Origin of the sequence: Pelagerythrobacter marinus (assembly GCF_034375205.1) — a bacterium.
GTDB lineage: Bacteria > Pseudomonadota > Alphaproteobacteria > Sphingomonadales > Sphingomonadaceae > Pelagerythrobacter > Pelagerythrobacter marinus.
The window spans coordinates 3,011,681-3,033,979 of record NZ_CP139719.1; the positions used below are offsets into that span (position 1 = coordinate 3,011,681).

General features: G+C 70.1%; 21 protein-coding genes. 11 read left to right on the forward strand and 10 right to left on the reverse strand.

What is annotated here, in order from left to right; translation table 11 throughout:
• The first annotated feature begins 22 nt into the window (after positions 1-22).
• From murA to T8T98_RS14720, 3 genes are all read left to right on the forward strand, one after another.
• Positions 23-1,306: a UDP-N-acetylglucosamine 1-carboxyvinyltransferase gene (gene murA / locus T8T98_RS14710; RefSeq protein ID WP_160733568.1), complete on the forward strand. Its 1,284-nt coding sequence runs from the start codon at positions 23-25 to the stop codon at positions 1,304-1,306.
• 80 nt (positions 1,307-1,386) lie between these two features.
• The gene (locus T8T98_RS14715) at positions 1,387-1,614 is read left to right on the forward strand and encodes a hypothetical protein (protein ID WP_160733567.1); all 228 of its coding nucleotides are present in this window, start codon (positions 1,387-1,389) and stop codon (positions 1,612-1,614) included.
• Positions 1,615-1,681: 67 nt separating this feature from the next.
• Positions 1,682-2,188, forward strand: a complete 507-nt coding sequence (locus tag T8T98_RS14720; RefSeq protein ID WP_202389026.1) for a DUF305 domain-containing protein — start codon at positions 1,682-1,684, stop codon at positions 2,186-2,188.
• A gap of 60 nt (positions 2,189-2,248) precedes the next feature.
• Here the strand turns inward: T8T98_RS14720 and T8T98_RS14725 are convergent, their stop codons facing one another.
• The 3 genes from T8T98_RS14725 to T8T98_RS14735 all read right to left on the reverse strand — a co-directional run bounded on the left by T8T98_RS14725 (position 2,249) and on the right by T8T98_RS14735 (position 4,119).
• Positions 2,249-2,491, reverse strand: a complete 243-nt coding sequence (locus tag T8T98_RS14725; protein WP_160733680.1) for a ribbon-helix-helix domain-containing protein — start codon at positions 2,489-2,491, stop codon at positions 2,249-2,251.
• A gap of 13 nt (positions 2,492-2,504) precedes the next feature.
• Positions 2,505-3,227 carry an acetoacetyl-CoA reductase gene (phbB, locus tag T8T98_RS14730; protein ID WP_251104659.1) on the reverse strand — a complete coding sequence of 241 codons (723 nt, stop codon included), beginning with the start codon at positions 3,225-3,227 and terminating at the stop codon, positions 2,505-2,507.
• Between the two features lie 154 nt (positions 3,228-3,381).
• Positions 3,382-4,119 carry a hypothetical protein gene (locus T8T98_RS14735; protein ID WP_251104658.1) on the reverse strand — a complete coding sequence of 246 codons (738 nt, stop codon included), beginning with the start codon at positions 4,117-4,119 and terminating at the stop codon, positions 3,382-3,384.
• 344 nt (positions 4,120-4,463) lie between these two features.
• Between T8T98_RS14735 and T8T98_RS14740 the strand changes: the two genes are divergently transcribed.
• From T8T98_RS14740 to holA, 4 genes are all read left to right on the forward strand, one after another.
• Positions 4,464-4,910 carry a DUF3576 domain-containing protein gene (locus tag T8T98_RS14740; protein WP_160733564.1) on the forward strand — a complete coding sequence of 149 codons (447 nt, stop codon included), beginning with the start codon at positions 4,464-4,466 and terminating at the stop codon, positions 4,908-4,910.
• Between the two features lie 118 nt (positions 4,911-5,028).
• Complete coding sequence (gene leuS, locus T8T98_RS14745) at positions 5,029-7,548, forward strand: leucine--tRNA ligase (protein WP_251104657.1); 2,520 nt, start codon at positions 5,029-5,031, stop codon at positions 7,546-7,548.
• The gene (gene lptE, locus T8T98_RS14750; protein WP_251104656.1) at positions 7,545-8,039 is read left to right on the forward strand and encodes an LPS assembly lipoprotein LptE; all 495 of its coding nucleotides are present in this window, start codon (positions 7,545-7,547) and stop codon (positions 8,037-8,039) included. Before leuS ends, lptE begins: the two co-directional genes overlap by 4 nt.
• A complete protein-coding gene (gene holA, locus T8T98_RS14755; RefSeq protein WP_251104655.1) occupies positions 8,036-9,061 on the forward strand; it encodes a DNA polymerase III subunit delta in 1,026 nt (341 codons plus the stop codon). The genes lptE and holA overlap by 4 nt, the downstream gene beginning before the upstream one ends.
• A 6-nt stretch (positions 9,062-9,067) precedes the next feature.
• On the opposite strand, the gene T8T98_RS14760 is transcribed toward holA, so the two are convergent.
• Genes T8T98_RS14760 through T8T98_RS14770 form a run of 3 tightly spaced genes read right to left on the reverse strand, consistent with a single transcriptional unit; the run spans position 9,068 to position 10,944 of the window.
• Complete coding sequence (locus T8T98_RS14760) at positions 9,068-9,637, reverse strand: LptA/OstA family protein (RefSeq protein ID WP_251104654.1); 570 nt, start codon at positions 9,635-9,637, stop codon at positions 9,068-9,070.
• On the reverse strand, positions 9,637-10,302 hold the full coding sequence (locus T8T98_RS14765) for an LPS export ABC transporter periplasmic protein LptC (protein WP_251104653.1): 666 nt from the start codon (positions 10,300-10,302) through the stop codon (positions 9,637-9,639). The genes T8T98_RS14760 and T8T98_RS14765 overlap by 1 nt, the downstream gene beginning before the upstream one ends.
• Positions 10,303-10,326: 24 nt before the next feature.
• Positions 10,327-10,944 carry a ribonuclease D gene (locus tag T8T98_RS14770; RefSeq protein ID WP_251104652.1) on the reverse strand — a complete coding sequence of 206 codons (618 nt, stop codon included), beginning with the start codon at positions 10,942-10,944 and terminating at the stop codon, positions 10,327-10,329.
• Between the two features lie 81 nt (positions 10,945-11,025).
• Between T8T98_RS14770 and ung the strand changes: the two genes are divergently transcribed.
• Complete coding sequence (ung, locus tag T8T98_RS14775) at positions 11,026-11,715, forward strand: uracil-DNA glycosylase (protein ID WP_251104651.1); 690 nt, start codon at positions 11,026-11,028, stop codon at positions 11,713-11,715.
• On the opposite strand, the gene T8T98_RS14780 is transcribed toward ung, so the two are convergent.
• The gene (locus tag T8T98_RS14780; protein ID WP_251104650.1) at positions 11,705-12,859 is read right to left on the reverse strand and encodes a carbohydrate porin; all 1,155 of its coding nucleotides are present in this window, start codon (positions 12,857-12,859) and stop codon (positions 11,705-11,707) included. The genes ung and T8T98_RS14780 overlap by 11 nt on opposite strands.
• 288 nt (positions 12,860-13,147) lie before the next feature.
• Between T8T98_RS14780 and T8T98_RS14785 the strand changes: the two genes are divergently transcribed.
• On the forward strand, positions 13,148-14,254 hold the full coding sequence (locus T8T98_RS14785; protein ID WP_251104649.1) for a DUF3667 domain-containing protein: 1,107 nt from the start codon (positions 13,148-13,150) through the stop codon (positions 14,252-14,254).
• Positions 14,255-14,276: 22 nt separating this feature from the next.
• On the opposite strand, the gene ftsH is transcribed toward T8T98_RS14785, so the two are convergent.
• The 3 genes from ftsH to T8T98_RS14800 form a co-directional block, all read right to left on the reverse strand.
• Positions 14,277-16,238, reverse strand: a complete 1,962-nt coding sequence (gene ftsH, locus T8T98_RS14790) for an ATP-dependent zinc metalloprotease FtsH (RefSeq protein WP_160733554.1) — start codon at positions 16,236-16,238, stop codon at positions 14,277-14,279.
• Between the two features lie 102 nt (positions 16,239-16,340).
• Positions 16,341-16,940, reverse strand: a complete 600-nt coding sequence (locus T8T98_RS14795; RefSeq protein ID WP_251104648.1) for an exopolysaccharide biosynthesis protein — start codon at positions 16,938-16,940, stop codon at positions 16,341-16,343.
• Positions 16,941-17,032: 92 nt separating this feature from the next.
• Entirely contained in the window at positions 17,033-17,485 is a 453-nt protein-coding gene (locus T8T98_RS14800) for a MaoC family dehydratase (protein ID WP_160733552.1), read from the reverse strand.
• Between the two features lie 61 nt (positions 17,486-17,546).
• On the opposite strand from T8T98_RS14800, the gene glpD reads away from it, so the two are divergent.
• Together glpD and putA are read left to right on the forward strand one after the other, a co-directional pair.
• The gene (glpD, locus tag T8T98_RS14805; RefSeq protein WP_251104647.1) at positions 17,547-19,070 is read left to right on the forward strand and encodes a glycerol-3-phosphate dehydrogenase; all 1,524 of its coding nucleotides are present in this window, start codon (positions 17,547-17,549) and stop codon (positions 19,068-19,070) included.
• A 62-nt stretch (positions 19,071-19,132) separates the two neighbouring features.
• Positions 19,133-22,279 carry a bifunctional proline dehydrogenase/L-glutamate gamma-semialdehyde dehydrogenase PutA gene (gene putA, locus T8T98_RS14810; protein WP_251104646.1) on the forward strand — a complete coding sequence of 1,049 codons (3,147 nt, stop codon included), beginning with the start codon at positions 19,133-19,135 and terminating at the stop codon, positions 22,277-22,279.
• Positions 22,280-22,299: the final 20 nt, after the last annotated feature.

The following is a 22,299-nucleotide window of genomic DNA, read 5'->3' on the forward strand; positions in this document are numbered from 1 at the left end:
CGATTCCGGCTAAAGCGCGCGGATGGACAAGATCATCATCGAAGGCGGCAAGCGCCTTTCCGGCACGATCCCGATCTCGGGCGCGAAGAACGCCGCGCTCACCCTGATCCCCTGCGCCCTGCTGACCGAAGAGCCGCTGACGCTGCGCAACCTGCCGCGGCTGGCCGATATCGACGGGTTCCAGCACCTGGTGAACCAGTTCGGGGTCACGACCTCGATCCAGGGTTCGCGGCCGGAGGATTTCGGCCGGGTCATGACGCTGGAAGCGCCGCGGATCACCGGCACCGTCGCCCCTTACGAGCTAGTGCGCAAGATGCGCGCATCGATCCTCGTGCTCGGCCCGATGCTGGCGCGCATGGGGGAGGCGACCGTCTCGCTGCCCGGCGGCTGCGCGATCGGCAACCGCCCGATCGACCTGCACCTGAAGGCGCTGGAAGCCTTCGGCGCGGAGATCGAGCTGGCCCAGGGCTACGTCCGCGCCCATGCGCCCGACGGCGGGCTGCCGGGCGGGGAGTTCGACTTCCCCGTCGTCTCGGTCGGCGCGACCGAGAACGCGCTGATGGCCGCGGTGCTGGCGAACGGGACCTGCCGCCTCTACAACGCCGCGCGCGAGCCGGAGATCGTGGACCTGTGCAACCTGCTGGTGGCGATGGGGGCGGAGATCGAGGGGATCGGCACCTCCGACCTCACCGTCCACGGGGTCAGGCGGCTGCACGGGGCGACCTACCGCGTCATGCCCGACCGGATCGAGGCCGGTTCCTATGCCTGCGCGGCCGCGATCACCGGGGGCGAAGTCCTGCTCGACGGGGCGAAGGCGGACGAGATGCAGGCCACGCTCCACGCGCTGCGCACGATCGGCGTCCATGCCGAAGGCGAAGGCAAGGGCGTGCGCGTCGCGGCCGACGGCACGCTGCGCGCGGCGAACCTTTCGACCGCGCCCTACCCCGGGCTCGCCACCGACATGCAGGCGCAGCTGATGGCCCTGCTGACCCGGGCCGAGGGGACGAGCGTGCTGACCGAAACGATCTTCGAGAACCGTTACATGCACGTGCCCGAGCTGAACCGCATGGGCGCGCATATCGAGACATCGGGCCGCACCGCGATCGTCCACGGCGTCGGCCGCCTGACCGGGGCCGAAGTGATGGCGACCGACCTGCGCGCCTCGATGAGCCTGGTGATCGCGGGCCTCGCGGCCGAGGGGCAGACGCAGGTGCGCCGCCTCTACCACCTCGACCGCGGGTACGAGCGGCTGGAGGAGAAGCTGGCGCTGGTCGGCGCGCAGGTGGAACGTGTGGGCGACGAGTAGGCCCGCCCGCGCCCGCCGCCGCGGACCTTTCCGCCCCGTCCGGCGTTGACCGGGCAAACGCGTGAAAGGAGACCGTTTCGATGGCACTGATCAAACTCGCCGCGCTCGGCGCGCTCGGCTACGCCGGGTACAAGTTCTACGAGAAGCAGAAGGCCGACCACGCCGCTTTCGCGGGCAACCAGGGCGAGGCGGACGTGCGCGACGCCGGGCCGGAATCGATGCGCGACAAGCCCAAGCGCGGGTGGAGCAAGGCCGACGAGGCCAGCGACCAGAGCTTCCCCGCCAGCGACCCGCCGGCCAATTACTGAACGCGCGGGCCGGGCCCGGCATGGAAGGCGGGCGGAACCGATCGCGGTTTCGCCCGCTTTTTCGTGCATGGCAGACACATCGCAGCATTCCGGCATGGGCTACACCCGCTTCCTCGCCATGATCGCGACGGGGACAGTGGTCATGTACGGCCTCATGTACCTCAACACCTATGAATGGGACCACGTCCGCTTCAGCCAGACGCGGGTCTGGATGGCGCTTCTGATGGGCGCGACGATGGCGGTGATCATGCTCGGCTTCATGTGGCGCATGTATGGCCGGCTGCAGCTCAACCTCGCGATCCTGGGCCTCGCCATAGCGGGCTTCGCCGGCTCGCTCTGGCTCGTGCGGAGCCAGGAGACGGTGGGCGACGTCAGTTACATGAAGGCGATGATCCCGCACCATTCGATCGCGATCATGACCAGCCGCCGGGCCGAGATCTCCGACCCGCGGGTGCGCGACCTCGCCAATCGCATCATCGAGGCGCAGGTGAAGGAAATCGACGAGATGAACACGCTGATCGCCGATATCGAGGCGAACGGCGACGCCGCGGGCGAACCGGCACCGGTGCGCTAGGTTCGTTCCCTGCGGAGGGTGAAGCGGCGCCGGCCCGCGCCGGCTCGATCGAGAGCGACGCTAGCCGTCCGGCGCGGGGGCATTGGCGACCAGCCACAGGCGGATCGCGCCGGCCAGCCCGGGCGGCACCTCGGCCCGGATGCGCTCCTCGTCGATCCGCGCGACCAGCGCGTTGACCGGCACGCCCTCGCGCGCGGCGGCCGCGCGCAGCATGTCCCAGAACAGCGGCTCGAGGCTGATCGAGGTCTTGTGCCCGGCGATCTCGACCGAGCGCTTCACCGGCGGATGATAGGGGGCGGGCAGCGATCGTTCCCGGTCAGTACATGTGCTGGCCGCCGTTGATGCTCATCGTCGAGCCGGTGACGAAGCCGCCATCCTCGCTGGTCAGGAAGGCCACGCCGCGCGCGATCTCCTCCGCCTGGCCCAGCCGCCCGACGGGGATCTTCGCGACGATCTTCTCCAGCACCGGCGCGGGGACGGCGGCGACCATGTCGGTATCGACATAGCCGGGCGCGATCGCGTTCACCGTCACCCCGAACCGCGCGCCTTCCTGCGCCAGCGCCTTGGTGAAGCCGTGGATGCCGCTCTTGGCCGCGGCGTAGTTGACCTGGCCGTACTGGCCCGCCTGGCCGTTGATCGAACCGATGTTGACGATCCGGCCCCAGCCGCGCTCGCGCATGCCGGGAAAGCAAGCCTTGGCCATGTTGAAACAGCCGCCGAGGTTGATCCGCATGACCTCGTTCCAGTCGTCGAAGGTCATCTTGTGCAAGGTGCCGTCGCGGGTGATCCCCGCGTTGTTCACCACGATGTCGATCTCGCCCACTTCGGCCTCGACCCGCCGGCACCCGTCCAGGCACGCCTCGTGGTCGCCCACGTCCCACTTGTAGGCGGGGATGCCGTGGGCGTTGGAAAAGCGCCGCGCCTTTTCCTCGTTGCCGGCATAGCTGGCGACGACGGTGCGGCCCTGGGCCTTCAGCGCCAGGCTGATCGCCTCGCCGATGCCGCGCGTTCCGCCGGTAACGATTGCAACCCGTGCCATGCGAAGGATTCTCCCGTCAAAAGGCGCCCCCGATGCCGCGCCTGCCGGGCGGAGTTTATGCCCCGCGCGCCCAGATACAACGAAAAACCCCGCCGCGAAGCATTCGGGCGGGGCGGATCGTGCCGTGCCTGCGCGCGGCCGCGCGGGCGGCGCGTCAGAAGCGGAACTGGGTGCCGACGTAGACGGCCTGGCTGTCGTCTTCCATGTCGGTCAGCGGGGCGAGCCGGTTGCGATCCTGCGACAGGCGCACGCCGGCGGTCACGTCGAGGTTGCGCGTCACCCGGTAGGCGCCGCCGAGGTCCACCGACTGGTCGCTCATCCCCTCGAGCGTGCGCGGCGAGCGGCCGAGCGCGCGATCGCGTTCGAACGAGATGCGCGGCTGCAGGCGGGCCGGCTTGTCCTTCACCCCTTCGGAAGGCTTGAACGTGGCAAGGTCGGGCACGTCCATCTCGCGCACGCCGGCCGGGAGGGCGGGCGTCTTGGCGAAGCTCTGGTACCCGCGGGCAATGCCGAGGTTGTAGCGCGTGGCGGCCAGCGCCGGGGCCTTGCCCGGTTCACCCGAGGCGGCGGCGAGCGCCGAACGGAACGAGATGGCGCGCGCGGTTTCGCCGTCCACGCGGACCGCCACGGTGACCGTGCGGTCGAGCGGCCGCGCCGGGCCGGCCGGCGTGAAGCGCAGCGCCTGGCCGCGCGCGGCGACCCGCTGCGCCAGTTCGGGATCGACCGAGGCGGGGGTGAACGGGGCGATGCGGGCCGGATCGGCGAAGGCATCGCCGGCATCGATCCCGGCAAGCGCCATCCCGGCCGAGGGCATCGCCAGCGCCAGGCAGGCAGCCGACAGCAGCACGGGTGCGAACCCGCCCTTGCCCGTCTTGTTGCCTGGCCGTGCCATAACCTTCTTCCAGCCCTTTCCCCGTCTATCCAGACGCGCCTGCGCCTGAACGGTTCCTGTCTGCTCGCTGCGTGCCCCGCTGCCAGGAGTGGGAATCGCTCTCCACTCGGTCGCCAAACTAGGTGCAAATGCGCGCTTTGGCCAGCTTTTCCACAAGCCGCCGCGCGCGAATGCGCGGCGACTGTTGCGCCGGGCACACAGGCCCGGCCGGCGATTAAGGCGTTGTTCAAGCGCGGGAAGGCCAACCGGGCGCACCGGCAGCGTTTGCCACGCTGCGCTTGCCGCCCGCGCGCGGGGGGTTATAGAGGCCGACGAGCATAGCGACAGGACATCACCGGATCATCATGAACGTCACCCGCTTTTCACCGACCGCATCCCGCGCCCTTCTCGCGACGCTGGCCCTCGCGGGCCTCGCCGCCTGCGGCGGTCGCGACCGCCCGGCGGCCGATCTCGCCGCCAGCCAGGTGACGACGATCGGCGTCAATTCCTATCTCTGGCGCGCGGCGCTGGAAACGGTCAGCTTCGCGCCCCTGCTCCAGGCCGACAGCGCCGGCGGGGTGATCGTGACCGACTGGTATGCCAACCCCGACAACCCGGCCGAGCGGGTCAAGCTGACCGTCTCGATCCTCGACCAGGACCTGCGGGCCGACGCGGTGCGCGTCGCCGCCAGCCGCCAGGTCAACCGCGGCGGCGCCTGGGTCGATGCCCCGGTCCAGGCCGCGACCGTGCAGAAACTGGAAAGCATCATCCTGACCAAGGCGCGCGACCTGCGCCGCCAGACGGTCAGCTGATCGCCGGCCCCCGCCGGCAGCCCGCCGGCGAGCTGCCGCCGCGCAGGCCCTTTGGGGGCCGATCCCGCCTGCAACTCGCGCCTTCCAATAGCGCGCAAATCGCCTAACAGGGCGTGCGATGACCGATAACCGTTTCAATCCCGCCGAAGCCGATGCGCGCTGGCAGCGCGCGTGGGACGAAGCCCGCTGCTTCGAAGCCGACAGCCAGTCCGACAAGCCGAAGAGCTACGTGCTCGAGATGTTTCCCTATCCTTCGGGGCGCATCCATATCGGCCACGTGCGCAATTACACGATGGGCGACGTCCTGGCGCGCTACAAGCGGATGACCGGGCACGAGGTGCTCCACCCGATGGGTTGGGACGCCTTCGGAATGCCGGCGGAAAACGCGGCGATGGAAAAGGGCGTCCACCCCGGCGGCTGGACGCGCGACAATATCGCCAACATGAAGGCGCAGCTCAGGCGGATCGGCTTCGCGCTCGACTGGAGCCGCGAGGTCGCTACCTGCGATCCCGAGTATTACGGCCACGAGCAGGCGCTGTTCATCGATCTCTACGAAGCCGGCCTCGTCTATCGCAAGGAGAGCGAGGTAAACTGGGACCCGGTCGACATGACCGTGCTCGCCAACGAGCAGGTAATCGACGGCAAGGGCTGGCGCTCGGGCGCCGAGGTGGAGAAGCGCAAGCTCAACCAGTGGTTCCTGAAGATCACCGACTTTGCCGAGGATCTGCTCGAAGGGCTCGGCAAGCTCGACGACTGGCCCGAGAAAGTCCGCCTGATGCAGGAAAACTGGATCGGCAAATCGCGCGGGCTGCAGTTCGCCTTCGACCTGTCGAACGGCGAGACGCTGCCCGTCTATACCACCAGGCCCGACACGATCTTCGGCGCGACGTTCGTCGCCGTCGCGCCCGATCACCCGCTGGCCCAGGCGGTCGCCGCGCAGAATTGCGACGCGGCGAAGTTCATCGAACGCTGCAAGCGCGGCGGGACGACCGCGGCGGAGCTGGAAACGGCGGAGAAGCTCGGCTTCGACACCGGGATCGGCGCCCGGCACCCGTTCACCGGCGAGAACCTGCCCGTCTTCATCGCCAATTTCGTGCTGATGGATTACGGCACCGGCGCGATCATGGCCGTGCCCGGCCACGACCAGCGCGATTTCGAGTTCGCGACCAAGTACGATCTGCCGATCCCGCGCGTCGTCGCCCCGAGCGTGGAAGATGCCGGCAAGCCCTTCGACGGCGAGGCCGAGTCGGGCGAAGGCGTGATCGTCAATTCCGGCTTCCTCGACGGGATGGACGTCGAAAGCGCGAAGCGCGAGGTGATCCGCCGGATCGAGGGCGAAGGGCGCGGCGAGGGCAAGACCGTCTGGCGCCTGCGCGACTGGGGCGTGTCGCGCCAGCGGTACTGGGGCACGCCGATCCCCTTCATCCATTGCCCGACCTGCGGCGTCGTGCCCGCGCCCAAGGACAGCCTGCCGATCACCCTGCCCGAAGACGTCGATTTCCAGACCCCGGGCAACCCGCTGGTGCGGCACCCGACCTGGAAGCACGTCGATTGCCCGAAATGCGGCGGCAAGGCGGAGCGGGAGACCGACACGCTCGACACTTTCGTCGATTCGAGCTGGTATTTCCTGCGCTTCGCCAGCCAGCCGGCAGACCGGCCCTTCGACCGCGAGGAAGTGGCCGCGTGGCTGCCGGTGGAACAGTACATCGGGGGGATCGAGCACGCGATCCTGCATCTGCTCTATGCCCGGTTCTGGACCCGCGCGCTGCAGCGCATGGGCCATCTCGACTTCGCCGAACCGTTCGCCAGCCTGTTCACGCAGGGCATGGTCACGCACGAGACGTACAGCCGCGAGGAAGGCGGCAAGACCGTCTATTACGCGCCGGACGAGATCAGCCGCGAGGCCGATCGCGCCCTGTCGAAGGCCGACGGGGGCGAAGTGTCGATCGGCCGCGTGATCAAGATGTCCAAGTCGAAGAAGAACACCGTCGACCCGGACGAGATCATCGCGAAATACGGCGCCGACGCGGTCCGCTGGTTCATGCTGTCGGACAGCCCGCCCGAACGCGACCTGCCGTGGTCCGAAGCGGGGATCGAGGGTTGCTGGCGCTTCGTCCAGCGCCTCTGGCGCCTGTTCGGCCAGCACGAACGCGATGCCGCGGGCGAGGACAAGGCGCTGCTGCGCAAGACCCACCAGACGATCGCCGCCGTGGCCGAGGACATCGAATCGCTTTCGTTCAACAAGGCCGTGGCGCGCCTTTACGAACTGGCCGGCGCGATCGAGAAGGCCGAACCCTCGGCCACGCGCAGCGAGGCGATCCGCACGATCCTGCTGCTTTCCAGCCCGATGATGCCGCACCTGGCCGAAGAAGGCTGGGCCGCGATCGGGGGCGAGGGGCTGGTCGCCGACGCGCCCTGGCCCGCCTTCGACCCGGCCCTGCTGGTGGAGGACGAAGTGACCATCGCCGTCCAGCACAAGGGCAAGCTGCGCGATACGCTGACGGTCGCCAAGGGGCTGCCGAAAGAGGAGCTGGAGACGCTTGCCCTCGCCAGCGAGAAAGTGCAGCGTTCGATCGACGGAGCAAGCGTGCGCAAGGTGATCGTGGTGCCCGACCGGCTGGTGAACATCGTTACATGATCCGCCCCGCCGCCCTTGCCGCGGCGCTCCTCGCGCTGGCCGGCTGCGGGCTGCAGCCGATGTACGCCGGCGGGGGCAGCGGCACGGTCGCGCGCGGCCTGGCGGCGGTGGACGTCCCCCCGATCGAGGGGCGCGCGGGATGGCTGGTGCGCAACGCGCTGCGCGACCGGCTGGGCGCGGCCGGGGCGGAAAGCCCGCGCTATCGGCTCGACGTGCGGCTCGACGACCAGCTCGAAGGGCTCGGCGTGCTGAGCGACGACACGGTCGGCCGCGAACGGCGCACGCTGCGCGCGCGCTACCAGCTGGTCGACACGGCGGACGGGACGATCCTGCTCGACGCCACGGCCGGTTCCGACGCGGGGATCGACGTCGTCTCCAGCGAGTATGCAACCATCGCGGCCGAACAGACCGCGCTGGAAAACCTGGCGCAGGAAGTGGCCGAGCGCATCGTCACCCAGCTTTCGCTGACCTTGCGCCAGCAGGGCCGGTGAAGGCGACCCAGCGCGATTTCGCCGGCGCCGCGCAGCGGGCGGCGCGGCAGTGCCGGGTGTTCTTCTTCTGCGGCCCGGACGAGGCCGGCGCCTCGGCCGCCGCCGACCGCATCGTGGAACTGCTCGACGACCCGGGCGAGCGGGTCGAGCTGGCCGGCGCGGCCCTGCGCAAGGACCCGGTCCTGCTGGGCGACGAGGCCCGATCCAGCTCGCTGTTCGGCGGCGCGCGCCATATCTACGTGCGCGCCACCGGCGACGAGGCGCACGATGCCGTCGCCAACCTGGTCCAGGGCACCGGCGATGCCTGCCCGGTCCTGATCGTCGCCACTTCCGCCACCGACAAGTCGCGCACGGCCAAGCTTCTGGAGAAGCGCGACGATGCGCTGGTGGCGATGTTCTGGCCGCCGGACCTGCCCTCGGTCACCGCCAGCGTGCGGACGATGGCCGATGCCGCCGGGCTGCGGCTCAACGGCGACATCGCCGAACGGATCGCACGCGCCGCCGGGCTCGACGTGCGGCTGGCGCGTTCGGAGGTGGAGAAGCTGGCGCTCTATCTCGATGCCTCGCCCGCCGCCCCGCGCAACGCCGATGCCGAGGCGCTGGAGGCGATCGGCGCGACCACCGAGGAAGACGGCTTCGCCGCGCTCGTCAACGCCGTGCTGGGGGGCGAGGTGCGCAAGATCCCGGCAGAGATCCAGCGCATGCGAACGCTCTCGCTGAACCCGGTCGGCGTGCTGCTGGCGATAGAGCGGCGCGCGGCGCAGCTCGCCCGGCTTGCCGCGACCCTGGGCGGGCGGCGGCTGGGCGACCTCGACCGCGGGGCCAAGGCGCGGCTGGGCATCTTCTGGAAGGAAGAACGCGACATCGCCGCCCAGCTCCAGCGCTGGCGCGGGCGCGACCTCGACCGGCTGGTGGCGAAGGTCGTCGCGCTCCACCGCGCGCTGCTGGCCAACAGCCAGTCGGCCGAGCTGCTGCTGGCGCAGGGGCTGGCGGAGATCGCCCGCCACGCGGCGCGCCGCTGACGGCGGCTAGTTCTCCGGCACCTGGAACGTGCCCGACACACGCCCCTCCGAACCGCGGGTCTGCCCGGTCACCCCGGAAGAGCCGGCCGCGCTGCCGTCCACGCTGGAAACCCCGCTGGCGAGATCGATCACCAGGCGGCCGCCGTTCAGCGTGTCGCTGCCGCGCCGCAGGCGGACGTTGCCTGCCATCGTGATGATGCGGCGGTTGAAATCGTAAACCGCGACGTCGCCGGTCGCCGATTCGCTGCCGCGCGTCACCCGCACCCCGCCGGTCGCGGTGATGCGCTGGATCCTGAGCGTCCCGGCATCGGAGTAATTGACCAGCGTGCGCGCCGCGCGCACGCGCAGCCCGGCCTGGGTGATATCGACGTTGCCCGACAGGACGACGCGGTTCTGCCGGTCCTGCAGCTCGATCCGGTCGGCGGCATAGTTCACCGGCGCGTTCGAATTGTGCCCGGCGATCGCCTGCGCGCCCGCCTGGATGCCGGCGAAGATCGCCAGGGCGCCGACGAAGCCGCCAAGGCCCCAACGCGACACGGTGGACCGGCGCGATGCAGTGGAAAGGTGCGAAGTCATCAGGGAATCCTCAATTCACCGGGAACCATGCGCAAGCGGGCATTGCCGTCAAGCGCCACCGTGCGGGCCTCCAGGTCGGCCTCGAGCCGGTCGGAGGAGAACGTGCCGGCCGGGATTGCCCCCTCGATCCCGCCGGTGCCGACCATGCGCTTGGCCGCGAGATCGACAGAAACCCCGCGCGCGACCATGCGGTAACCGTCGGCCGCGGTCAGCCGGACCGGGCCGAACACGGTCACCAGGTCCGCGCTGATGTCGTAGGCTCCGGCCTGCGCGGTCAGCCGCGCGGGCCCCTCGGTCATCGCGAGGCGCGCGACGAGGTCGTTCATCCGCACCACCCCTTCCGCGCTGGAACGCTGGACCGCCTCCCCCGCGGTCAGCGAGAACGGGCGGCCGCGGTCGTCCTGGCCGCGGTACATCGCGTTGTCGACCCGCAGCCGCTCGTCGATCATCGCGACCTTGTTGCGATCGAGCAGGAAGCTGACTTCGCCGCGCGGGCTGAGCGGGGTGATCACCATCAGCGCCGCGACCACGCCGACACCCATCGGCAGGGCCCGGGCGAGAAACCCGACCAGCCGGTCGTGCGAGCCGCCGGGCGCGGCGAAATGCTGGCGCTTGCTGCGCAGCTGCGCCGCTTCGCGGGTTTCTATGCGTCGCTTGATAACCATCGACCGGGCCTGCCGCTGCGCCCCCTAGGCATGGCTGAATATGTCCTGTTCGGCCCATCCTGCAAGGTCCAGCCGGGCGCGGGTGGGCAGGAAATCGAAACAGGCCTGCGCCATTTCGCTGCGCCCCTCGCGCGCGAGCCGCTCGACGAAGACCTCGTGCAGGCGGTGGAGGAAGCGCACGTCGGACGCGGCATAGTCGCGCTGCGCATCGTTGATCTCTTCCGCCCCCCAGTCGGAGCTCTGCTGCGCCTTGGAAATCTCGCCGCCGAGCAGTTCCTGGACGAGGTTCTTCAGGCCGTGGCGATCGGTGTAGGTCCGGGTCAGCTTGCTCGCGATCTTGGTGCAGAACACCGGGGCGGCGGTGACGCCGAGGTAATATTCGATCGCCGCCAGGTCGAACCGGGCGAAATGGAACAGCTTGAGGCGCGCGGGATCGGCGAGCACGGCCTTGAGGTTGGGCGCGTCGAACCGGCTGCCGACCGCGAAGCGCACGAGGTGTTCGTCGCCCCCGCCGTCGCTGATCTGCACCAGGCACAGCCGGTCGCGGGGGGTGACGAGACCCATCGTCTCGGTATCGACGGCGACCGGCCCGGGCGCGAGAACGCCTTCGGGCAGGTCTTCTTCGTGAAAATGCACTGCCATATGGCCCGCCCTTAGGCCGATTGGGGATTGAGGGGAAGGGCTGCTGGCGGGCGGCGGCGACCGGCCCTATCGTCGCGCGCGATGAGCGAGGCAATCCCCGAGAGCTGGCAGGCGGCGCTGGAGCCGGTGCTTTCCGCGCCCGAGGCACGGCGGCTGGGCGGCTGGCTGCAGGCCGAGGAAGCGGCCGGGCGCACGATCTACCCGCCGCGCGGCACGCGCCTTGCCGCGCTCGACCTGACCCCGCTCGACCGGGTGCGCGTGGTGATCCTGGGGCAGGACCCCTATCACGGGCCGGGGCAGGCGATGGGCCTGTGCTTCGCCGTGCCCCAGGGGGTCCGCGTTCCGCCGAGCCTGCTCAACATCTACAAGGAACTGGAAAGCGATCTCGGCCTGCCGCGGCCCGGCCACGGCGATCTCAGCGCCTGGGCGCGGCAAGGGGTCCTGCTGCTCAACAATGCCCTGACGGTGGAGGCCGGGCGCGCCGGCAGCCACGCGGGCAAGGGGTGGGAAGCGATCACCGACGCCTGCGTCGCGGCGGTCGCGGCGCGGCCGGAACCGAGCGCGTTCATCCTCTGGGGCAGCCACGCCCAGGCCAAGGCCGCGCGGATACCCGACCTCGCCGGCACGCAGCGCCACCTCGTCCTGCGCTCGCCGCATCCCAGCCCGCTGTCGGCCCATCGCGGCTTCTTCGGCTCGCGCCCGTTCAGCCGGGCCAATGCCTTCCTCGAGGCGCAGGGCCGCGGCGCAATCGACTGGCAGCTCAGAAGCTAGTCGTCAGCCGCAGGCTCCCGATCACGCCCAGGTCGCGCGCGGAGATCGCCGGGTCGACCGCCTGGAGATCGATCGTCAGGCGCAGCCGGTCGGCCAGCGCCAAGGTGTAGAACGCCTCCACCCCCTCCTCGTCTTCCAGCGCGACCCGGCCCGCGAGGGCGGAGACGAGCCGGTCGGTCAGCGAATAGCGGAAATAGGTCAGCCCGAACCGGTCGCGCGGGCGCGTGCGCGGGTTCCCGGCAATGCCGATGAAGCCGCTGCGGTCGAGGAACGTCGGGTCGCCGTTGGACAGATAGACCTGGCCGAACAGGCCGATCCCCGCGCCCGGGTGCTCCGGGTATTCGGCGATGTACTGGTAGGCCGCGATCACGGCGCTGATTTCGCCCCGGCGGCCGCCGAAGGGCGCGCCGGGCGGGGGCACGAGCACGGCGGGCAGGGCATCGTCGGCAATGCTGTCGCGCGTCGAACCGGCCAGCTTGACGGCATAGTATCCGCGCCGCCCGCCCAGCCTGGCCGGGACCGTGACCGAGCCGAGGAAGCCGACCCCGTCGGCGAAGGGGCTTTCCAGCCCGCTGCGCTGCGATTGCAGCTCGGGATCGAAGACCCAGAGGCGCAGCAGCGCCTTGTCGGTCGGCACGCTGAGCATCGCCCCGGTCAGCGAACCGGGCACGATCGCGCTGGGCGGCAGGGCCAGCGCGAGGTTCTGGAACCCCTCGTGCCCGCCCCCGCCCACGATCGGCAGGTCGGCGGCGAGGTCGAGCACGTTGATCTTGCCCACCGTCAGGCTGGCGCCGCTGTCCCAGCGCCGGGTGACGTCGATCGAGAGATCGAAGGCCGTCCCCTCGCTGTCGGGATAATAGAGCGCCGTGTTCGACGGTATCAGGCCCAGCGCGCCGTTGGCGCTGCGGCCATAGCGCAGTTCGGGGTGCAGGTTCAGCGTCCAGCCGCCCTCCGCCCCGAAGGCATCGCCCGCGATCGCGACATGGGCATCGACCTTGCCGCCGTGGCGCAGCACCGCGTCGGCATCGCCGGCCAGCGGGAGATCGGCGAACTGCGACCAGACCGCGCGCACCTCGATCCTCTCCGCCGGGGCAGCGGCCGCGGCGGGCGCTTCGGGCGAGGGGGTGCCGGCCTCCGCGGGCATGGCCGGGGCGGTCGGCAGGGGCGCGGGTGGCGCAAGGGCGGCGGGCGCCTCGCGTTCTGCTTCCCGGGCCTGCGCTGGCGCGGCGAGGGCGAGCAGGCAGGCGCCGAGGGGCGCGGCCGCCGCGCGCAGGGATCGCCGCCGATGAACGTGCCTGCCCATTTGCCCCGGGGCCTGCCGCCGGCGCGGCCTGCCCGATCCCCTCCCTGCTATGCGCCGGGCACGGTAAACGCGCCCGCGCGCGCTGTCACGGCCATTGCCGCCCGGCCGATCGCGCCGTAGAACGGCGCCATGGCGGGAGACATCGGGGAAAGCGTGGCCGACATGGCCACCGGCGGCCTGGCAGCGCGGGCGCTGGAGCCGCGCGCGGAAGGCGCGAAGGCCGCCGGTGCCACCCCCGGCTCCGCACCCGGCCCGGGCGGGCATACCCGCGAGGATGCGTGCCTCAACTGCGGCACGCGCCTGGTCGGATCGCATTGCCATGCCTGCGGCCAGCGCGCCCACGTCCACCGCACGCTGAGCGCGTTCGTCCACGACCTCGTTCACGGCGTACTCCATTTCGAGGGCAAGACCTGGCGCACGCTGCCGCTGCTCGCCTGGCGGCCGGGGCGGCTGACGCGCGAATATATCGACGGGCGCCGGGCGAGCTACGTCAGCCCGATCGCGCTGTTCCTCTTCGTGGTCTTCCTCAGCTACGCGACGTTCAGCCTGCTCGGCGGTGGCAGCGCGCTGGGGACCGAGGTCACCGGGATGGAACGGGTGCGCGAGGTTCACGCGGCCAACGCGGAACGGCTGGCCGAGCTGGAGGAGGAACGCGCCGCCGTGCCCGACGAAGGCGAGCGCGCGGCCGAGATCGACACGCGCATCGCCGCGCTGGAGGACGATCAGGCCGGGCTGGAGCTGGTGCTGGGCGAACCCGGCAACGACTTCGCCACGCGCTTCGCCTCGGGCTTCGAACGCACGCCCCTGCCCTCGGGCAGCGCGGTGGCGAAAGCGTGGGAAAAGGCTTCGGCCAATCCGCAGCTCACGATCTACAAGCTGCAGACCAACGCCTACAAGTTCAGCTGGATGCTGATCCCGCTCTCGGTGCCCTTCGTCTGGCTGCTGTTCCCGTTCAGCCGGCGCTTCCGCGGCTACGACCACACGGTCTTCGCGACTTATTCGATCACCTTCATGATCGCGCTGGCCGCAGTGTCGAGCCTGCTGTTCTTCTTCGGCTACCCGTCGATCGGCGGGCTCGTGCTGCTCTACGCGCCCTGGCACATGTACCGCCAGCTGCGCGAGGCCTACGGCCTCGGGCGGTTCGGCGCATTCTGGCGGATGCTCGCGCTGAGCCTGTTCGCGTGGATCGCGATCAGCCTGTTCGTCACCGGGATCGCGATGATGGCGGGCGGCTGACGGGCCGCCGCCGGGGCGCGGTTCAGGCGCCCTGGGGGGCGCCCTCGCCGCTGGACCCGAAACGCTTGCCCGCCTTGGGAATGGCCGAACCGGTCACCGGCCGCACCGCCGGGCCCTTTGGCTCGTCCGGGCGGTCGATCTTGCCGTTGTCGAGCAGTTCCCTGATCTCGTCGCCGGTCAGCGTCTCGTACTCGAGCATGGCCTGGGCGAGCAGGTGGAGCTTGTCCTCCTGCTCCTTCAGGATATCGGTCGCGCGCTTGTGCGCGCCCTCCACCAGCTTGCGGATCTCGGCATCGATCAGCTTGTTGGTATCGCCCGAACCCATCGTGCGCGCGGTCTGGCCCATGCCGAGATAGCCTTCCTGGCTTTCCTCGTACTGCAGCGGGCCGAGCTTGTCGCTCATCCCCCACTTGGTCACCATGTTGCGCGCCAGCTTGGTCGCGTACTGGATGTCGGACGATGCGCCGCTCGACACCTTGTCGTGGCCGAAGATGATCTCTTCCGCCACGCGCCCGCCCATCGCCACGGCAAGGTCGGCGTGCATCTTGTCGCGGTGATACGAGTAGTTGTCGCGCTCGGGCAGGCGCATGACCATGCCCAGCGCGCGCCCGCGCGGGATGATCGTGGCCTTGTGGATCGGGTCCGACGCGGGCTCGTTCAGCGACACCAGGGCATGGCCCGCCTCGTGATAGGCGGTCATCTTCTTCTCGTCGTCGGTCATGACCATTGAACGGCGTTCGCTGCCCATCATGACCTTGTCTTTCGCGTCCTCGAACTCCTGCATCGCGACGAGGCGCTTGTTGCGCCGCGCGGCCAGCAGGGCCGCCTCGTTGACGAGGTTGGCGAGGTCCGCGCCCGAAAAGCCCGGCGTGCCGCGCGCGATCGTGCGCGGGTTGACGTCGGGCGCCAGCGGCACTTTCTTCATGTGCACGCCCAGGATCTTCTCGCGCCCCTCGATGTCGGGCACGGGCACGACGACCTGCCGGTCGAACCGGCCGGGGCGCAGCAGCGCGGGGTCGAGCACGTCGGGGCGGTTGGTCGCGGCGATGATGATGATGCCCTCGTTCGCCTCGAACCCGTCCATCTCGACCAGGAGCTGGTTCAATGTCTGTTCGCGCTCGTCGTTCGAATTGCCGAGGCCGTGGCCGCGATGGCGGCCGACCGCGTCGATCTCGTCGATGAAGACGATGCACGGCGCGTTCTTCTTCGCCTGTTCGAACATGTCGCGCACGCGGCTGGCGCCGACGCCGACGAACATCTCGACGAAGTCGGAGCCCGAGATGGTGAAGAAGGGCACGCCCGCCTCGCCCGCGATCGCGCGTGCGAGCAGGGTCTTGCCGGTGCCGGGCGAGCCGACCAGCAGCGCGCCCTTGGGAATCTGACCGCCAAGCTTGGAGAAGCGCTGCGGATCCTTGAGGAACTCGACGATTTCCTCCAGCTCCTCGCGCGCTTCGTCGATCCCGGCCACGTCGTCGAAGGTGACCTTGCCCTGTTTCTCGGTCAGCATCTTGGCCTTGGACTTGCCGAAGCCCATTGCCCCGCCGCCGCCGCCCTTCTGCACCTGGCGCAGGGCGAAGAAGGCAATGCCCAGGATCAGGATGAACGGCAGCGACTGGACGAGAATCGCCATCAGCAGGCTCATGCGCTCGGGCGCGCTGCCGGTATATTCGACGCCATTGGCCTCGAGCAGCTCGGTCAGGCGCGTGTCGCTGGTGACCGGGACGGTCGAGAAGGCCTCCCCGTTCTTCATCGTGCCGGTGATCTGCTCGGGCGAGATGGTCACGTCCTTGACCATCCCGGCCTCCACGTTCTCGCGGAAGGTGGAATAGCCGATCTCGTTGCCCGCCGGTTGCCCGGCATTGCCGAACATCGAGACGAGCAGGACCAGCGCGAGGAAGATCCCGCCCCAGACCATCAGGCTCTTCATCCAGGGGTTGGGACCGCCGCCGTTCTCGGGGCCGTCGGGCTGCCTATCGTCGTTCATCGCTGAAACAGTGATCCTTTCGCCTGCCAATGTAGGGGCGGCGAGGTGAATGGCAAGATAACGGCCGGCGCCCGTTCCGGCCGGACGGGGCGCCGGCGGCGCCTAGCCCGAGCCGCCCGAGGTCAGCACCCCGGCGACGACCGCGACCGCGCCGGTCGAAATGGCGAAGGCGATCACCATCAGCAGCCCGTCGCGCACCATGAGCGCGAGGCCGAAGGCGGCGATCGCGATCATCGGCGCGGAACTGGCGAAAGGCAGGAATTCCAGCGGCGGCACGGCGCAGCACAGCAGGACCACCACCAGCGCCGCCACCCGCGGCCAGATGCCGCGGGTAAGCCACCTGAGGCGCCCGTGGAACCAGCCGTCGATCGTCGCCGCCACCTTGTCCAGCCGGTGCGCCCCGCGCGCCAGCCGGTCGCCGTCGATCGCGCGGCGTTCGACGAAATCGGGCAGCCAGACATGTTCGCGCCCGAACAGCAGCTGGCCCGCGATCAGCGCGATCATCACCGCGAGGAACGTCGGCACGCCGGGAATCCCGCCGATCGGCGAAAGCTCTATCAGCGGCAGGAACAGCAGGATCGGCCCGAAACTGCGACGGCCGAATTCGTCCAGCGCGTCGCCGACGCAGACCTTGTCGCGCCGTTCGCCGAGGTCCTCGATCCCGTCGAGGACGTCCCCGATGCTGTGCGGGTCTTCCTTCATGCCTGCCCGGGCAACGCCCGGCGGGCCGATAGGCTCCCGCCCGACGGGGCCAGGCGGACGGGAGGGAGAGAGGGCGGGCGGCGAAAAGGGCCCTAGGCCGGCTTGCGACGAACCAGGGCCGAGCGCTCGCAGCGGCAGACGACCTCGTCGCGCTGGTTGAGCATCTGGTGGGTGAACGTGACAATCCCGGCCCCGGGCCGCGATTTCGATTCGCGCAGGGCCGCGACTTCGCTGGTCGCGCGCAGGGTATCGCCGATCGCGACCGGCGCCGGCATGGCGACCTTGTCGTACCCGAGGTTGGCGATAAGCGTGCCGAGCGTCGTGTCGCCCACGCTCAGCCCCACCATCAGCGCAAATGTGAAAGTGCCGTTGACGAGGATCTGCCCGAATTCGGATTCGCGCGCCGCCTCCGCATCGAGGTGCAGCGGCTGGGGATTGTGGGTCATCGTCGTGAACAGCAGGTTGTCGGTCTCGGTCACCGTGCGGCGGATCTCGTGCTCGATCCGGTCGCCCACCTGCCATTCGTCGAAATAGCGGCCTGCCATGTCTGCATTTCCCGTTACTGCCAGTTCCCGCCCGCCATAGACGGGGGCGCAGGCGGTGCAAATGGCTCGCCATGCGGGGCGCGAACCGATAGGGCTGCGCGCCATGTACGATCTCCTGGTGATCGGCGGGGGCATCAACGGCGCAGGCATCGCCCGCGACGCGGCGGGCCGCGGGCTGTCGGTCGCCCTGGCGGAGAAAGACGACCTCGCCAGCCACACGTCGTCGGCCAGCACCAAGCTGGTGCATGGCGGGCTGCGCTATCTCGAACACTACGAGTTCCGGCTGGTCCGCGAGTCGCTGCGCGAGCGCGAGGTCCTGCTGCGGATCGCGCCGCACCTCGTGCGCCCGCTGCGCTTCGTCCTGCCGCACCACGAGGGGCTGCGCCCGCGCTGGATGCTGCGCCTGGGCCTGTTCCTCTACGATCACCTGGGCGGCAACCGGTCGCTGCCGGGCAGCGAGGCGGTGGACCTGTCCGCGCCGCCCCACGCGGCCGTGCTGAAGGACCGCTTCGCCCGGGGCTTCGCCTATTCGGATTGCTGGGTGGACGACGCGCGGCTGGTCGTGCTCAATGCGATCGACGCGCGCGAACGCGGCGCGCGGATCATGACGCGCACCCGCTGCACCGCGCTCGCCCGCGCCGGCGACCACTGGCGCGCCAAGCTGGTTTCGCCCGGGGGGGAGCAGACCGTCCGCGCGCGCGCCGTGATCAACGCCGCGGGGCCGTGGGTGGACGACATCGCCGCGCTCGCCACCGCCGGCCGGGCCGAAGCGCACTTGCGCCTGGTGCAAGGCAGCCACGTCGTCGTGCGCCGCAAGTTCGAAGGCGCGCACGCCTATATCTTCCAGAACGGCGACGGGCGAATCGTCTTCGCGATCCCCTACGAGGACGACTTCACCCTGATCGGCACGACCGACCGGCCCTTCGCCGGCGATCGCGACGCGGTGGCGATATCGGGTGAGGAGCGCGACTACCTCTGCGCGGCGGCCAGCGCCTATTTCTCGGAACCGGTTGGCCCCGCAGACGTCGTTTCGTCCTATGCAGGAATCAGGCCGCTTTACGAAGACAATGCCGCGAGTGACGCAACCGTGACCCGCGACTACGTCTTTGCCGTCGATGCGCCGGACGGCGCACCGCCCCTGTTGAGCATCTTCGGGGGCAAGATCACCACTTATCGCCGCCTGGCCGAACACGCGATGGAGCGGCTGGCGCGCCATCTCGCGGTGCCCGCCCGGCCCTGGACCGGCGATGCGCCGCTGCCGGGCGGCGATTTTGCCGGCGGCTTCGATGCCTTCCTGGCCGAAGTCCGCGCGCTCTGGCCCTGGCTGCCGGCGGCAACCGCGCGGCGCATGGCGCGCGCCTACGGCACCCGGATCGAACGGGTGATCGGCGAAGCGCGCGCGCCGGACGGCCTGGGCCGCGACCTGGGCGGCGGGCTGAGCGAGGCGGAAGTCGATTACATGCGCCGCGAAGAAATGGCGCAGACGAGCGAAGACGTTCTCTGGCGGCGGAGCAAACTGGGGCTCCACCTGCCCCAAGAAGCCCACGAAAACGTAGCGGCCAGCCTCGCTGCCGACTTCGCTTGATTGCCGCCCGAAGCGCGTCCAAGGGCGCCGAATTCACCGCAACTTTCACCCCGAGTCGCACTATGCCCGTTTCCGCTCCGCTCGACCGAACCGCTATCCGCCTCGCCTATCGCCAGGACGAGGAAGCCTGCGTGGCCGAACGGCTGCGACAGGCCGCCCCTGCCGGCGCCGTCCATCCGCAGGCCGCGTCGATCGCCAGGAAGCTGATTTCCGGCGCGCGCGAACGCAAGGCGAGCGGGATCGATGCCTTCCTCCAGCAGTTCGGCCTCGCGACCGAGGAAGGCATCGCGCTGATGTGCCTGGCCGAGGCGCTGCTGCGCGTGCCCGACAGCCGCACCGCCGATGCCCTGATCCGCGACAAGATCGGCGACATCGACTGGTCCGAACACCTGGGCGAAAGCAGTTCCACTTTCGTCAACGCCGCGACCTTCTCGCTGATGCTCACCGGCGAAGTGCTCGAACGCCCCGAAGAGCACCAGCGCGGCATGGGCCGCACGTTGCGCAACGCGATGAACCGCCTCGGCGAACCGGTGATCCGCCGGGCGACGCTGCAGGCCATGCGAATCCTGGGCGGGCAGTTCGTCTTCGGCCGGACGATCGAGGAGGCGCTGAAGCGCGCCGCCCCCGAACGCGCGCGCGGCCTGACGCACAGCTTCGACATGCTGGGCGAAGCGGCGATGACGTTTCCCGACGCCGAACGCTATCGCCAGGCCTACGAGCACGCGATCGAGCGGCTCGCGCGCGAAGTCGACGGCGGGATCGCCCGCTCGCCCGGCATATCGGTCAAGCTTTCCGCGCTCTATCCGCGCTACGACCATTTCCACGCGGCCGCCGCGACCAAGGCGCTCGTCCCCATGCTCAAGGGGCTCGCGATCAAGGCGCGCGACGCCAACATGCATTTCACCATCGACGCCGAAGAGGCCGAGCGGCTGGAGCTGTCGCTCGACATCATCGAGGCGCTGGTGGCCGACGACGAGATCTTCGCCCGGCCCGGCGGGCAGCCGTGGGAAGGCTTCGGCCTCGCCATCCAGGCCTACCAGAAGCGCGGCGTGCCGCTGTGCGACTGGATCGCCAAGCTGGCACGGCGCCACGGCCGCCGGCTGATGGTGCGCCTGGTCAAGGGCGCGTACTGGGATACCGAGATCAAGATCAGCCACGTCGGCGGTTACAAGGATTTCCCCGTCTTCACCCGCAAGGTCGGGACCGACGTGTCCTACCTCGCCTGCGCGGCGCGCCTGCTGGAGGCGCGCGACGCGATCTACCCCGCCTTCGCCACGCACAACGCCTATACGATCGGCGCGGTCAAGGCGCTGGCGGAGCAGGGCGAGCCGGCCGACCGGCAGGGGCCGTCCTACGAGTTCCAGCGGCTGCACGGCATGGGCGAGGAAGTCTATGCCGAACTGGGCGAACTGGAAGGCAACCGCAAGACGCCGGTGCGGATCTACGCCCCGGTGGGCACGCACAAGGACCTGCTGGCCTACCTCGTGCGGCGCCTGCTCGAGAACGGCGCCAATTCCAGCTTCGTCAACCGCATGGCCGATGCCGAAGTGCCGGTGGCGGCGCTGACCGGCGACCCGGTGGCCGAGCTGGCGGCGATGGAGCCGCGGCGCAACCCGCAGATCCCCCTGCCGGCCGACATCTTCCCGGGCCGCCGCAACAGCGCGGGGATCGACCTGGCCGATCCGCTGGTGGTCGAACCCCTGCTCGAACGCCTGCACGTGCTCGACGCGCGCCGCTGGCATGCCGAGCCGACGCTGCGTTCGCCCGAACAGGGGGAAGTCGCGCCGATCACCCAGCCGCAGGATCTCACCCACGAGGTCGGCACGCGGCGCGATGCCCTGCCCGAGGAGATCGACGTCGCGATCACCCGGGCGATCGCGATCCAGCCCGGCTGGGATTCGCTCGGCGGGGAAAAGCGCGCGCTCCTGCTCGAAGCCGCGGCCGACATGTTCGAGGCCCATACCGACGAGATCCTCAGCCTGTGCCAGCGCGAAGCGGGCAAGACGCTGATGGACGCGGTTCTCGAACTGCGCGAGGCGGTCGATTTCCTGCGCTATTACGCCAACGAGGCGCGGCGCCTGTTCACCGCCCCCCTGCCCCTGCCCGGCCCGACGGGCGAGGAGAACCGGCTGAGCCTGCACGGCCGCGGCGTCTTCGCGACGATCAGCCCGTGGAACTTCCCGCTGGCGATCTTCATCGGCCCGGCGGCGGCGGCGCTTGCGGCGGGCAATACCGTCGTCGCCAAGCCGGCCGAGCAGACCCCGCTGATCGCCGCGCTGGCGGTGAAGCTGTGCCACGAAGCGGGCATTCCCGAAGACGTGTTCCAGCTCCTGCCCGGGGCCGGCGAGGTGGGACAGCTGATCACCTCCGACCCGCGGATCGCGGGGGTCGCCTTCACCGGATCGACCCAGACGGCCCAGGCGATCAACCGCAGCCTCGCCGCGCGCGAGGGGCCGATCGCGACGCTGATCGCCGAGACCGGCGGCCAGAACGCGATGATCGTGGACAGCTCCGCCCTGCCCGAACAGGTCACCCGCGATGTCGTCAACAGCGCGTTCCAGAGCGCGGGCCAGCGGTGCAGCGCGCTGCGCGTGCTCTACCTGCAGGACGACGTGGCCGACGAGATGCTGGAAATGATCAAGGGCGCGTTCGAGGCGCTGGTGATCGGCGACCCGGAAGACCTGGCGACGGACGTCGGCCCGGTGATCGACCCCGACGCCAAGGCCGCGCTCGAACGGCACGTCGCGCGGCGCAAGAAGCACGGGCGCAAGGTCTGGCGGCGCAAGCTGCCGCGCGGGGCGGCCCAGGGCTGCTTCGTCGCGCCGACGATCATCGAGATGGATTCGATCCTCGACCTGCGGCGCGAGAACTTCGGCCCGATCCTGCACGTCGTGCGCTACAAGGCAAGCGAGCTGGAACGGGTGATCGAGGACATCAATGCCACCGGCTACGGCCTCACGCTCGGCCTCCACAGCCGGATCGAGGCGACCCGCCGCTTCGTCGAGGCGCGCGCCCGGGTCGGCAATTTCTACGTCAACCGCAACCAGATCGGGGCGGTCGTGGAAAGCCAGCCGTTCGGCGGCGAGGGCCTGTCGGGCACCGGCCCCAAGGCCGGCGGCCCGCACTACGTCGCGCGCTTCGCGACCGAGCGGGTCGTGTGCATCGACACGACCGCGGCGGGCGGCAACGCCACGCTGCTGGCGAGCTGACCGGGGCTTTCCTCCGCGCC